General features: G+C 48.6%; 10 protein-coding genes and 1 other RNA gene. 8 read left to right on the top strand and 3 right to left on the bottom strand.

Annotated features, from left to right (window positions below; translation table 11 throughout):
* Window positions 1-6: 6 nt before the first annotated feature.
* From IY568_RS19610 to IY568_RS19600, 3 genes are all read left to right on the top strand, one after another.
* The gene (locus tag IY568_RS19610; RefSeq protein WP_194868462.1) at window positions 7-1,320 is read left to right on the top strand and encodes a hypothetical protein; all 1,314 of its coding nucleotides are present in this window, start codon (window positions 7-9) and stop codon (window positions 1,318-1,320) included.
* Between the two features lie 242 nt (window positions 1,321-1,562).
* On the top strand, window positions 1,563-5,267 hold the full coding sequence (locus IY568_RS19605; RefSeq protein ID WP_194868461.1) for a PAS domain-containing hybrid sensor histidine kinase/response regulator: 3,705 nt from the start codon (window positions 1,563-1,565) through the stop codon (window positions 5,265-5,267).
* 4 nt (window positions 5,268-5,271) lie between these two features.
* A complete protein-coding gene (locus tag IY568_RS19600; protein ID WP_194868460.1) occupies window positions 5,272-6,174 on the top strand; it encodes a diguanylate cyclase domain-containing protein in 903 nt (300 codons plus the stop codon).
* Window positions 6,175-6,217: 43 nt separating this feature from the next.
* Here IY568_RS19600 and IY568_RS19595 read toward each other — a convergent pair whose 3' ends face one another.
* Both IY568_RS19595 and IY568_RS19590 read right to left on the bottom strand, forming a co-directional pair.
* Window positions 6,218-6,583, bottom strand: a complete 366-nt coding sequence (locus IY568_RS19595) for a DUF3192 domain-containing protein (protein WP_125561990.1) — start codon at window positions 6,581-6,583, stop codon at window positions 6,218-6,220.
* A 373-nt stretch (window positions 6,584-6,956) separates the two neighbouring features.
* Window positions 6,957-7,904 (bottom strand): D-2-hydroxyacid dehydrogenase, encoded by a 948-nt coding sequence (locus IY568_RS19590; protein WP_194868459.1) that lies wholly within the window; start codon window positions 7,902-7,904, stop codon window positions 6,957-6,959.
* Window positions 7,905-8,036: 132 nt separating this feature from the next.
* Here IY568_RS19590 and zntR point away from each other — a divergent pair, with 132 nt between their 5' ends.
* From zntR to IY568_RS19575, 3 genes are all read left to right on the top strand, one after another.
* Window positions 8,037-8,450, top strand: a complete 414-nt coding sequence (gene zntR, locus IY568_RS19585) for a Zn(2+)-responsive transcriptional regulator (RefSeq protein WP_194868458.1) — start codon at window positions 8,037-8,039, stop codon at window positions 8,448-8,450.
* Window positions 8,437-9,657, top strand: a complete 1,221-nt coding sequence (locus IY568_RS19580; RefSeq protein ID WP_194868457.1) for an SO_0444 family Cu/Zn efflux transporter — start codon at window positions 8,437-8,439, stop codon at window positions 9,655-9,657. Before zntR ends, IY568_RS19580 begins: the two co-directional genes overlap by 14 nt.
* 134 nt (window positions 9,658-9,791) lie before the next feature.
* Window positions 9,792-10,889, top strand: a complete 1,098-nt coding sequence (locus tag IY568_RS19575; protein WP_194868456.1) for a lysophospholipid acyltransferase family protein — start codon at window positions 9,792-9,794, stop codon at window positions 10,887-10,889.
* A 406-nt stretch (window positions 10,890-11,295) separates the two neighbouring features.
* On the opposite strand, the gene ssrS is transcribed toward IY568_RS19575, so the two are convergent.
* A non-coding RNA gene (gene ssrS / locus IY568_RS19570) (6S RNA) lies at window positions 11,296-11,478 on the bottom strand.
* A gap of 220 nt (window positions 11,479-11,698) precedes the next feature.
* Between ssrS and IY568_RS19565 the strand changes: the two genes are divergently transcribed.
* Entirely contained in the window at window positions 11,699-12,256 is a 558-nt protein-coding gene (locus IY568_RS19565) for a UPF0149 family protein (RefSeq protein WP_194868455.1), read from the top strand.
* Between the two features lie 5 nt (window positions 12,257-12,261).
* Window positions 12,262-13,578: a Xaa-Pro aminopeptidase gene (pepP, locus tag IY568_RS19560; RefSeq protein ID WP_194868482.1), complete on the top strand. Its 1,317-nt coding sequence runs from the start codon at window positions 12,262-12,264 to the stop codon at window positions 13,576-13,578.
* Window positions 13,579-13,585 lie beyond the last annotated feature (7 nt).

Raw genomic sequence — 13,585 nt, 5'->3', positions numbered from 1 at the left:
ACATATATGTCACAAGAAAAAAGTTGGCTCTCTAACGGCCTTGTTGTGTTTATTTCCTCTGGCGTTATTGCTGTCAAAGCATTGCTGGACAGCTTTTTGCTGGAATCTGTTGATCAGGTTTTCCTGCAGGCGTTTGCATTGGTGTTTCCGGTGATTATCTTGTCCAATATCGCATCTGTGTCTATTTCAAACGCGGTAATAGGTACAGCGTCTAGCTGGATAGACAAAGAGCGCGTCTCAGGGTCTGTGATAGTGCTGAGCATATCAGCCGCCGCTTTGTTGGGGCTAAGCGTTTCCGCAGGGCTCTATGTGTTGCAAAGTAGTTTGATTGAATGGTTTGGCGCACAACAATTAGGTACTGCAATCGGTAGTTTTCTTGACCACCTGGCACTGTGGTTGCCTCTTCAGTTTTGCTCCGCCGTATTGCTACAGATTGCCCGATACCTTGGCCTGTTCAAATCATCAGGTTTATTGCAGGTTAGTTCAGGTGCCGTGGGTATGCTGACGAGTGTGGTGTTGCTTATGTGGTTGCCGCTGTTGCCCCCTTTGGTGAGTGTGGTGGTTTCCAATGCCATTATCGCTTTTTGTTCTGTATGTACGTTGCTGTACATGATGAAGTCGCGAATCCACTGGCAAGCCTGTGAGCGAGAGCCTGTCCAACGTGGGGTGGTTGGCAAAGCACTGAGTATCTGTAGTACGACTTTCCTGGGACAGAGCGCTGCGGTGGTGTTTATTTTCTTTATTACCAAATCAGTATCAGAGCAGGGAGAGGCTATGGTTGCTGTGTTTGCCTATCTGACCAGATTAGAGCAACTTATTTTGATGCTCGCGGTGGCATTTATGAATGTCATGCTGCCAGAAGTGGCCAAGTTGATTAAAGATGAACAGGCTGATTTACAAAACTACCTGAAAAAAGCACAGCGATTTTTATTGATAAATGGCGTTATTGTTGCGTGTCTTCTGACCGGGTTGTTAGTGATGAAAATTAACCTGGAATATTCAATGTCAGAGCAAGCCTGGACACTGAGCTTGGTGTCAGTTATCTGGCTGAGCGGCACAGTGCTGCAGGGCATCACGGTATTCTACTCTCAGTTACTGAATGTTTTACTGTCGCCTAAAGTTGCCGTTGTGCTTAACTTGTTCCGCTTTACTTTGCTTGGTATGCCTTTGGTGTATGCTGGTAGTGTGTGGGCGGATGCAATTGGTATAGCAACGGGCTTGCTGATGATGCACACCATATCTCTGCTTATTTATCAGCACAAAGTCAATCAGCATATCGTGGCGAATAATGGCATTTCAAGAGCAGGCTTGAACACCTAATATGTGAGGGCGTATAACAGTAGTTTATAAATGGGCTGGCGGATGCAGCCCTTTTTTTATTAAGCAAATTGATATTAGTGTGCATTTATTCTCATTGGCGTGTCCATCCGTTGCACTGTCTTGATGTCGGGCTCTGAGTATGACAATCGAGCGGCTTTCCACGGTGATGAATGCTCGCACTTGAAAGATTGGCATGTGCTAGTTACTCTTGCTAAAACAAGGAACTAACGTCGAGCCACTGCGTGCCGGAATTTCTCCCTCTTAAGAACTATCGTAAGGCGATCAGTATTGCCTTGCTGGTGCCCATGTTGCTGGCCGTGGTGCTGTGTTTTCACCTGTACCAGATTAAGCTTGAGCGTCAGTATCAAGTGTATCAGGCCCAATTTTTTGTGCTTGCCGGGCAAGTTGAGCAAGAAACGCTGGCTGCGCAAACGGTCATCACCAGTATCCGCAATAGTCTCGCTGAACCTATCCGCTATCAGCTCGATGCACAGTGGCAGCAGAATATTCGTCAGCAGGCAGGTTATTTTTATCGCCAGCTGCCAGATAATGGAGGTGAGGTGGTGGGACTAGGCCGTTTTGTGCCAACGCCACAACTGATAGACCAATGGCAGCAAATTATGGCATTGGGCCCCAGTTTTAATACCGCGCTTGCCCTAATCGATGAGCTTGAAGCGGTGGTCTTTATTCAGGAAAACGGCTTTGCGTTTGTCAAACGGCGTGATACCAGCCAGAGCAATCTGCTAACAGCCATTGTTGAATCGCGTTTCACGCCACAATTTAGTCAGGGGATCACGGCCACCAGCATGCCTACCCGGGTATTTGGTAAGCACTATTTTGCACTGGGACAGCGCCTTGCCAGTGGCTCGCAGTCGCAGATCCTGCTGATTTATGATGTTGATAAGCTTGCCAGCAGGCTACAACAGATGACATTTGGTGGAGGAACTTTGGCACTTAGAGGCACTCAGCCGGGTGTCATATTGGCTTCCAGCAAAGGCTATCAGGATCTGGACGATGACCTGACACGAAACGCTAAGCTACCCTGGGAGGGGGGCGTTCTCTTTAACTATCGTCCGACCGGGCAGCCTTTTACCTTAAGGTTTGTCCAGGAAGAAGCCCGTTTTTCTGCACCGGCGCGATATGAAGTGTTACTGGAGCTCGGGTTTTTGATCATATTTATTGTGTTTACCTTTGCCGCTTACGTTTGGCTTAACGCACAAGTATTTATCCGGCCACTCAAGCATTTTGTCAGATACCTGACTTATCAGGAACATACCCCGGAAGCGACGATGAATTATGCTGTTCCGAGAGACTGGCAGCCATGGTTCAGAGAAATCAAACAGGTTGTGACACAAAAGCGGCATGCGCTACAACAGTTGCAGGAAAACAATACCAAACTGGATGAGCAAGTACAGCGGCAAAAGAAAGCCCTGTCGCGCAGTTTAGAAGCCAAAGAACGCCAGGCGGCCTTACTAAAAACGGTCTTGAACTCAGTGCCTGATCTGGTTTACTACAAGAATATTGACGGCTCATTTATTGGCTGTAATGAAGCGTTTGAACGGTTTATGGGAATACCTCAGGTTGACCTGGTTGCGCGAGAACATCAGGAAGTGACAGAGCGTCACCTGGCTTTGCTGGATCTCGAGCACACGATGAATTTCCAGGGACAAAGCCTCACCGATACTTTGGTTCTGGAGGGGAGTAGTTATCTGATCACCGTTTCACCTTTGTATGACGACCAGCGTAAACGCATTGGGACTTTGGGGGTGGCACGGGATATCAGTGAGCAACAGCAAGCGTTGACGGCTTTGCGGGCGTCGGAGCAGAATTTTAAAGCTGCTATTGAGTACGCCCCTAATGGGGTCATTTTACTGTCTATTGACCGGCTTGTGCTGGAACTCAACCGAACAGCACGTAAGTTATTTGTGCGCGTTGATATTGGCAGTAGTTTGTACAGCGTGTTTGAAGATGCCGATGTTGAGGCGCTGAACGATGTGCTGGATCATTGCTTACAGGAACGACAGGGGGCCAGTGAACTGAGTCTGGCGCAGCAAGATCCCAAACGCTGGTTGCACCTGAGTGTCTCTCTGGTTTGGGACAAACAAAAGAACCCTAAATACTTTGTTATTCACGTGCAGAATGTGACTGCACTGGTGCGCGCCCGGTTGGATGCCGAGCGGGCCAATCATGCCAAAAGCCGCTTTATTGCTAATATCAGCCATGAGATCCGTACGCCCATTAATGCCATTTTGGGTATGGTAAGTATTCTCAAGCCCGAGCTGGATAGCCAAAAAGAGCAACGGAAGCTCGGACAAATTGAAAGCGCCGCACAACAGTTGTTGACCATGCTGAATGACATTCTTAATTTTGCCCGGCTGGAAAGCGGGCAGGGTAAACCCAATAACCAACCGTTTTGTCTGGTCGATCTAATCGCTAGTTTGAGTGGTCTGATTGCACCATTGAGCAGTGCCAAACAACTTGAATTCGAGATAGAAGTTGACCCTTTTATCTGGCCTAGATTGATCGGTGATGAAGCACGTATCAAGCTGGTATTAATGAACCTGTTGGGCAATGCGGTTAAGTTCACAGAGCATGGCAGGGTGGGACTGAGCCTGTCTTTACAACCTGGCATACAGGCACCTGAACAGACTATCCGGTTTTGTGTCTGGGATACTGGCCCCGGGATCAGTGAGCATGATCAGGCGCGTTTGTTCGATGCCTTTACTCAGGGCAATGAAACGAGCTCACGTCCCCATGAAGGCATTGGGCTGGGTCTGGCGATTGTGAAGCAGGTGCTCCAGTTATTAGGGGGTGAAGTGACGCTATCGAGTAAGCCTGAAGTCGGCAGTCGATTTGAGTTTACCCTGCGATTGGAGCGTGCGGCGTTATCTGATGAGCAAAACCGAAAGTCGCTCTTTTTGATTTTGGACGGGCAGGCACCTTTGCCTTATCTGACCCATCAGGGTATCCACCAGGGCAGTTTGGCTGATTTGAAGTCGCTCACTCAGTCGACCCCGGTTCATTACCTGGCGTCTAACGAACCTGCCCATGTTCGTGCTCTGAGTCAGTCGGAACCTGCGTTGGATGCACAGTGGTTGGTGCCTGACACAGCCGCATTTTCACAGCTGTTACCCGCTGATTCTGAGGCGATCAGGTTAGCTCAGCCGGTGTTTTACCAGAGCCTGAGTACCTGCACTTTAGAAGTCCCAAAAGCGGCGTTACCGAATACCTGCATCTTATCGCCTTTGCTGTGTATTGTGGTGGACGATAACCCGGTTAATCTGGATATCAGCAGGACGGTACTAGAGCAGCGCGGTGCCACGGTGGTTGCACTAAGTAGTGCTGAAAATATCGTTGCTATTTGTCAGAAGCTGCGCCCGGATGTGGTGCTGATGGATTTGTACATGCCTAACATTGATGGCTATGAAGCTAGCCGACAATTACGTAGTCAGTTTGATCGACAAAGCTTGCCCATTATTGCATTAACCGCCAATGCTCATGAGCAGGAAAAGCAGCAGGCTATGGCGACTGGGTTAAACGGTTTTTTAGTTAAGCCTGTGGCCCCGGTTGATCTGTGTGCTGCGCTTCAGGAGTATGTGCCTAGCAACGACTTGATATTAGATAGTTCGTTTGCGCTGACACAAATGATGGGCAATGAAGCGCTGGTGCGCGCCATGTTGGAAAAGTTTGCTAAGCTTGGTGAAGAGTACATCGTATCTTTACAACAAACGCTGAGTGCATCCGAGTTATTTAGCCTGGCTCACACCATAAAAGGGTCAGCAGCAGGATTAGGATTACATCGATTAGCGGCTCAGGCACGAATATGTGAGGCCGCCGCGAAGCAAGTAGGTGAAGATGTATCAGATCAATTACCGTGTGATCAAGCACAGTTACTGGCAGCTGTAGAACAAACTTTGTGTTTTATTTCGTTTTGGCTAAAAGGATAAGAAAATGCACAAATCGGCTCATATTTTGGTCTTAGACCCGGACCCGCTCAACCGGGTGGTGTTACAGAACACCCTGGAAGAAACCTATCTGGTGACGTTGAGTTCGTCACCTGAACAGGCGTTGACACAGCTGCAAGGCACCCGTATTGACCTCATCATCATGGACAATCAGCAGCTTGGTGAAGAGGCTGAGGCGTTTTTGCAAACGCTAAAGGCAAACCCCGAAACAGTGCAATTGCCTGTGATAGTGATCTCCGCAAGCGCCAGCTTTTTGGATGAAGCACAGAGCTTGCAACAGGGCGCAGTCGACTACATTACCAAGCCGTTTAACCCCAATATTGTTAAGGCGCGGGTAAAAATTCACCTGGGCATAAAGCAGCGCAGTGACCAGCTCAGTCAACAAGCTTTGATAGATGGTATGACATCATTACCCAACCGACGGGCACTGGATAAAACTTTGGCAATGTTCTGGCGGCAATGCGCTTCGGGGGTTCGGCCACTGGCCGTGTTTGTATTGGGTGTTGATCATTTTGAGCGTTATAACAAGTTATTCGGCCATGCCCGAGGCGATGAGTGTCTATATAAAATTGCCCAGGTAGTGGCGGGTATTATCAATAATATGGATGGCTTTACGGCGCGCTATGATGGCGGACGTTTTGTGGCGTTGCTGCGTGATATCAGTGAAGTTGAAGCTCATGAAGTGGCCGAGGCTATTCATATGGCGGTTGCAGCCTTAGCTATTCGGCACCCTGAATCTCCGACTTGTGCCCATGTGACAGTGAGTGCGGGCATTTGCTATACCAAAGCCGATTTTGCCCGAGCTCACCGGGATCCGCTGGACTTGGCTGCTACAGCCCTGAATGATGCACGCGAACGGCAACAAAAAGCGGTGTTGAGTGTGGTGTGAAGGTTCAGTGTTGAGTTGCACTGAACCGGGTCAGTTGTGCTGGCTACAGCAGTTGCGCCAGGGCCGTGTCACCAAATCCAACGAGTTTGCTGTCTTTAAACAGTAGAGGGGTGCACTCATCTTTGGTGACAACGCCATCTGAATGTTTACTGTTGGTTGCGAAATACAGTACCTGATAGACAGTATCTCCCTTGGACAGCATATCTGTGAAGTCAGGTGTACCAAGCTTGTTCAGTACACTTTGATATTCAGTGCCCATTTTAAGTTGGCTGATTTTCTCGCGATTTTGTTTTTGCTCTTTTTTCCAGCCATAGTGGCTGCCGTTAACTTCACCATCCGTGACCGCGACTACACAGCCTGTCAGTACGGTTGAACTTAATAGCGCAGTTGCAAGTAGTAGTTTTTTCATCTTTTATATCCCAGGCTTAGCCGTCTTTGTTTTCTTTGAAGTGTAGTTTGCAAAGAGTTTGCCAGTTTTTAATTTATTAAAAATCAAACGGTTACTATTTTAAGTGAAATGGCTGTTATTTAAAAGGACTAAATTTTGAATAAAAAAACTAATAGTTAGTTAAAATAACAACTTACGATTTCGCGCCAGATGTCATTACTACTCGTTACCGGATATCGCTTCGGATGATTTGTTGCTGGGCGGGCACTCACCCGTTGTACGTGAATAGTTCCCGGCTCGGAAGCCGGGGATGATGGTGCTGAGCTGGATGGATCAAGCGCTCAATGGCGTTGAGCTGACTCGTTGTTGAGCGTAAACACCAGAAGTGACCTGTTTACACCAGGCGATTGCGCTCACTTCCTTGTAAAAAGCTGGTGATATTCGCGGCAATACCGTCAATCAGACGGGTGATAGACTCCTGACTGGCCCAGGCGGTGTGAGGGGTCAGTAATAAGTTATCGCCTTTGTACTGCACCAGCGGGTTTGTCGCTGTTGCAGGCTCGACACTGAGTACATCAACGCCTGCACCGCCAAGCTGCTTCTGGGCTAATGCATCTGCCAGTGCCTGCTCATTGACAATGCCGCCTCGCGCGGTATTCAATAAAATGGCGTGAGTCGGGAGTAAGGCCAGCGTACTGGCGTCAAATAAATCTCGGGTGGTGTCTGTCAAAGGGCAGTGGATTGAGACAATATCTGCGTTTCGCAGTGCTTCTTCAAATGCAACGCGTGAGTCACGTATCACCTCTTGTCCGGGGCGCTCTGCGATAATAACCTCGGCACCAAAGGCGGCGGCAACCTTTGCCACGGCCTGGCCAAGATTACCATACCCGACGATCACAAAACGTTTGCCCGACAAGTCGTGTATGGGGTAGTCCAGACGACAAAATATGTCACTCTGTTGCCAGGCGTCATTCGCACAATCTTGTGCATACCGGTGAATATTGCTCATTAAGTTGCCGAGCAGCGTAAAGGTGTGAAGGACCACAGAGGGAGTGGAGTAACCAGCGACATTAGTTACGGCGATATTGTGACTACGCGCGGCTTCCAGATCGATATTGTTGGTGCCGGTTGCGGCCACACAGATCAATTTGAGATCAGGCAGCTTACTCAGTGTGTCGGCATTGAGCACGACTTTGTTCGTCACTACCACATCTGCACCGTTAAGGCGGGATAGTAGCTGGCTGGGTGACGTGGTTTGGTACTCGGTGACGGTACCGTGTTTTCTCAGAGGATCCAGGCTGACGCCCGCTAATGTGGCGGCATCTAAAACTACAATATTCATGGGGCAAATATTCCTTACTAACAGATGGCGTGAGTGTATCATTTTTATGGTTAGTTTATCTTTGCACTTGACCTTGAACTCAACTCCAAGGTTTATACTCTAAGTAGATTCATAAGGACGGCAAAACTGACGATGTATAAGATTGGCCATATTGCAAAACAATTGAATGTGTCTACCGACACACTGCGTTATTATGAACGCCAGGGTCTGTTGCAAGCGCGTGCACGCAGCTCGGCGGGCTATCGATTGTATGATGACAGCGCGGTTGAACAGATGCGCTTTATCGTACGAGCCAAAACTGTGGGCTTCAGTCTCAAAGATATTCAGGAGTTGCTGGCCATTAAAATTGATAAACATAATCACAGTTGTGAAGAGGTTAAGTCTCTCACTGTACAAAAATTGGCACAAACCCGGCAAAGGATTGAAGAACTGGTGAAGTTTGAGCGTTCTTTGAGTGTGCTCGCTGAGCGGTGTTGTGGTGGTGAGGAAAGCGCTGATGATTGTTCTATTTTGACTGCGTTGGAGGATATAGATGGCTCTGCTTAGTAATTTTTGGCAACTCTTTTTGGTTTCTGCACCCTGGCTGATGCTGGGCCTGTTACTTGCCGGGTTGCTTAATGTATTTATTCCCAAAGACTTTTTACAAAAGCACCTGGGCAAAGAAGGGCTCTGGACCACCATAAAAGCCGCCTTGATTGGGGCACCCATGCCGCTGTGTTCTTGTGGTGTTATTCCGGCTGCGATTGGGCTCAGACGTGCAGGCGGGTCAAAAAGTGCTACCACGGCCTTTTTAGTGTCGACACCCGAAACCGGGGTGGATTCTATCTCTGTGTCCTATGCACTGTTGGGTCCATTCATGGCTGTGATACGGCCCATTGCGGCCGTCGCCAGTGCCATTACGGCCGGTGTACTGGTTGGCAAAGATGAAGGCAAAACGCCGCAAAATGCGGCGAGCAACTCAGCGGGGGGCTGTTGTGGCAGCTCGGTAATAAAAGTCCAGCCTGAAAAAAGTAGTTGCTGCGCCAGTGAGCACACTCCGGTTGCAACGCAATCTGCAAGTTGTTGCGCTGGTCAAAATAAGACTGAACCAGAGTCTGAAAAAGGCTGTTGTGATAGTGAGCCTTCACACAACAAGGCAGAGCCTGTGGCTTCCTGTTGTACGGCAGCTGAGTCTAAGCCGGGGCTGTGGCAAAAACTGGTGTCTGCTGTGCAATTTAGTTGTAACAAATTACTCGCAGATACTATGCAATGGCTACTGATTGGTCTATTCTTTGCAGCTTTAGTGCAAACCTATGTTCCCGAAGCCTTTTTGGCTCAGTGGGGCAATGGGATCCTGGCCATGATAGTGGTTATTCTGGTCAGTATTCCAATGTACATATGCGCCACAGCGTCTACGCCGATTGCTGCCGGGTTGCTACTGGCGGGCGTATCTCCGGGTGCTGTGCTGGTATTTATGCTGGCCGGACCGGCCACCAATGTTGCCACCATAGGGGTGGTCGCTAAAGAGTTGGGACGTCGTGCTGTATTTGCTTATCTGGGGGCTGTCATCGGGGTGGCGATTGTATTCGGGTTCTTGACCGACTGGTTGGTTGCTCAGTTTGGCTTTACCGTTGCTCCAATGATGGGGCACGACCATGAAGTCTTACCTGGTTGGCTGACGTTGGCCAGTGGTGTGGTATTGGCTTTGCTAATGATCAGGTTGATGCTGATGGGAATTAAGCAACGCTTTGCACCAACACAGGTTTCGGCATAGTAAACGTGTGCCGACATCAGGCAGCGAGTTGTGCTGGGACTTCTGGTCAGACTTGATATTCTTAGCTTCCGATCCGGGCACACGATAGAATAAGACGTTTTGATGACAACCACCAATAATAAAAGAGTAGTTTAGTGGATAAATACGCAGATATCAGACCTTACAATGACGATGAAGTCCCCGCAGCTTTGCAGCGTTTGTTGGACGATGATCAGTTTATTGATGTGATTGCGGAGCATAACCTGCCCAAATGGCTGGCAGGATGGGCGCTGATATCCCGGCCACTAGTGCGCAGCCGGTTGAAGAAAAAGTGGCAGTCTGTGAACAATGTCGATGCGGTTCAGGATGAGGTAGCCGGGTATCTGGCGATGCTGATTGAGCGCACCACCAGCAAGGTGACCTATTCAGGGCTAGATCAGCTTGATGGCCAGGGGGCTTATCTGTTTATCTCTAATCACAGAGACATTGTCCTGGACCCGGCCCTGGTTAACTGGGGTTTGCATCAGCAAAAAATGAAAACAGTGCGTATCGCCATTGGTGATAACCTGCTTCAGGTCCCTTACATCACTGAGTTAATGCGCTTAAATAAGAGTTTTATTGTTAAGCGCTCTGCCAAAGCGCCAAAAGAAATGTTACGCGCTTTGTCTCAGCTGTCGGCTTATATTTATGATTCACTGACTGAGGGTAATTCAATCTGGATTGCACAAAAAGAGGGCCGCGCTAAAGATGGTGTCGACTTTACCGATCCGGCGTTGCTGAAGATGCTGCAACTACAAGGGCGCAAGCTAAAACTGCCGTTTGCTGAATATGTGCGCCAGCTTAAGATTGTACCGGTATCGATTTCTTATCAGTACGAGCCATGCGCCGTGTCAAAAGCGCGTGAGCTGTATCATAAACAGCAGTTTGGGGAATATGTTAAAGCTGAAGGTGAAGACATCAACAGCATCATCGAAGGATTTAGCAGTGATAAAGGCCATGTACACGTGGCATTTGGTGCGCCCATTGATGATGACTTTGAAACACCGGAGCAGCTTGCTGAAATTATCGATCAGCAGATTGTCAGCAACTACTATCTGCATTCCAGTAACTATCTGGCTGCAGGCGACGAAAGCCAAAGCAGTGAGCAGGATAAAAACCATTTTACGAATGCGCTGGAGCAGGTGCCGGAAGAGTTACGTCAACTGGTGCTGTCTATTTACGCGCAGCCTGCCAAACGCAAATTGTCGCAGTAACGTGACGGTTTAGCGATTCAGTTAAAAACGCCTCTTGAGGCGTTTTTTTGAGTCTAGCAAAAAGCACTTACCAAAATTAATACCAATTTGCTTAATTAAGTGATCTATTTTGAGGCGAGAAAATAGGGTCGATAACACCGCTCTCGCGTCCTGCTATCGCTGAGGCACCTACATCCATGTAGGCGAGGCAAAAATTTTGCTATTTAGTTGTTCTAAATGAGAAATTTTTAACGCTGTTAGCGTCCTATTTGCTCCTTCAAATAGACCAAGTATTAAGTGAAATTGGTATAATACCTCAGCTGAATATGGAAACCAAGTCGTCATCATGCTGGGTGGTTAGCACTGAGTAAGCTAGAGCTGAATTATTCGGAGTTTTTGTATCTGATTAGACAATGAAAGTGGGAAAGGTGTCCCCGGCAACGCGGATGCAGATGTCAGTCCTTGAACCCTAAGGTTCAAGGCGGAAAGCAACAGCCTACCGTAGGCTTCTCGGTACCTGCCGAGCCTGCGCAATAGTAAGCAAACTGCGTTCCTAAGAAAAAGTTATCGGCTCAGGGACATCATCCACTGTCCGACGTGCTAGGGAACGGTTTCAGTATATAAGACCCAGCCGCATCTAGAAACCTTTATCCGTAAATATCTGCAAAAAGTCGTTCGACTGGCTGTGATTTATGCACTTTTTGATTGCCATCTGAGCAGGGCAAAAAAGTGCGCAGATTATTTGTACACAAACAGACAAGTCGTTGCTGTTGCTATACTTCGGGTGGTAGCATTAACTAAGCAGACGAAAGCAAACGAGAACAATATCCATGAGTGAATTTAGAGATTATCAGCAAGCGCAGCTACTGCTGGAACAACACGATATCTACATTGCCCCGGCTGAAGTGCACGGTACCATCAGCGGACTACTAGCATGTGGCCTGAATATCGAAGAGCAGGAATACCTTGGGCTGCTGAGCGATGTCTTTAACGATGGTCAGAAGTTTGCCGCGCCATTAAAAGAATTTTTTGCCGAGTTGTATAAGCTGGTGGTTGCGCATTTTAATGATCCAGAGCACCACTTTGAACTGTATTTACCACTAGAAGAAAGCCTGAGCGATCAGGCCAATGCACTGGTAGCCTGGGTGTCCGGGTTCTTGCTCGGCTTTGGCCTTAAGCAAAAAGACTATGGTAAGTTTTCGGCTGACGTAAAGGAAGTGATTGGTGACTTTAGCGAGATCACTAAGTTAGATACTCATTTCGATGAAAGTGAAGAAGACAAACAGGCGCTGCATGAAGTGATTGAATACATCCGTGTATCGGCACTGCTGTGTTTTGCTGAGCTTGGTAAAGACACCGCTTCATCGACCTCTAAAACAGTGCATTAATTATGATGATAGCCAATTTGGAATTTGTAACGCGCCGTACTCAGTTGCTGGCGCAGATGGATAACAACGCCGTGGCGGTGATCCCCGCCGCCGTTGAGCTGACCCGCAGCCGCGATACTGAATATCCGTTTCGTCAGGACAGCGACTTTTTCTACCTGACCGGGTTTAAAGAACCGGACGCGGTACTGGTGCTGAGCAAAGACAAAGACGGCGCAACACAACAGACACTGTTTTGTCGTAACAAAGATAAGCTGGCGGAGATTTGGCATGGTCGACGTATGGGCCATGAAAAAGCCAAAGCAGCGCTTGAGCTGGACCAGACTTTTCCATTGAGCGAGCTGGACGACGAGCTGCTGGGGTTGGTGAATGGTCGTAAGGCACTGTATTACGGTCAGGGCACATACACAGCGTTTGACGATAAGATCTGGGCCTTGCTTGGCACATTGCGCAGCGCACCGAAAAAAGGCTATCGGGCACCTGAGATCATCAAAGATGTACGCCCACTGCTGCATGAAATGCGACTGTTTAAGTCAGACGCTGAAATAGCAGTGATGCGCAAAGCGGGCGAGATCAGTGCGCATGCACACAAGCGTGCCATGCAATTTGCTAAACCCGGTGCCACCGAGTTCCAGCTGGAAGCTGAAATCCACCATCATTATGCCATGAATGGGGCCCGGCACCCGGCCTATGGCACCATCGTGGGCTCGGGTAACAACGCTAATATTTTGCACTATACCGACAACTGCGATGAATTAACCGACGGAGATTTGATCCTGATCGACTCCGGCTGTGAGCTTGAAGGGTATGCTGCCGACATTACCCGTACCTTCCCGGTAAGTGGCCGCTTTAGTGCGCCACAAAAAGCGGTGTACGAATTAGTCCTGGCCTCACAACTGGCGGCTTTTGAGCAGGTTAAGCCGGGTGGCACTTTGGTCAAAGCCAATGAAGCGGCCATGCGAGTGATGACCGAAGGGTTGATTGATTTGGGCATTCTCGCCGGTGAAGTGGACGAGTTACTCGATAAACAAGCTTGTAAAGCGTTCTACATGCATGGTCTTGGCCACTGGCTGGGACTGGATGTGCACGATGTTGGCGAATACAAACTGGATGAAGCCGACAGACCATTTGAACCTGGCATGGTACTGACCATAGAGCCAGGCCTGTACTTTGATGAAGATGCCGAAGTGCCGGAGCAATTTAAAGGGATTGGAGTGCGAATTGAAGATGATTTACTGGTCACCCCGGATGGCTTTGAAAACCTCACCGCAGCGGTGCCTAAAACCATTGCTGAGATAGAAGCTTTAATGCGTTCAGGCGAATAACGATAAG

Origin of the sequence: Pseudoalteromonas sp. PPB1 (assembly GCF_015356275.1) — a bacterium.
Lineage (GTDB): Bacteria > Pseudomonadota > Gammaproteobacteria > Enterobacterales > Alteromonadaceae > Pseudoalteromonas > Pseudoalteromonas rubra_D.
This window is presented reverse-complemented; position numbering and strand designations above follow the sequence as displayed.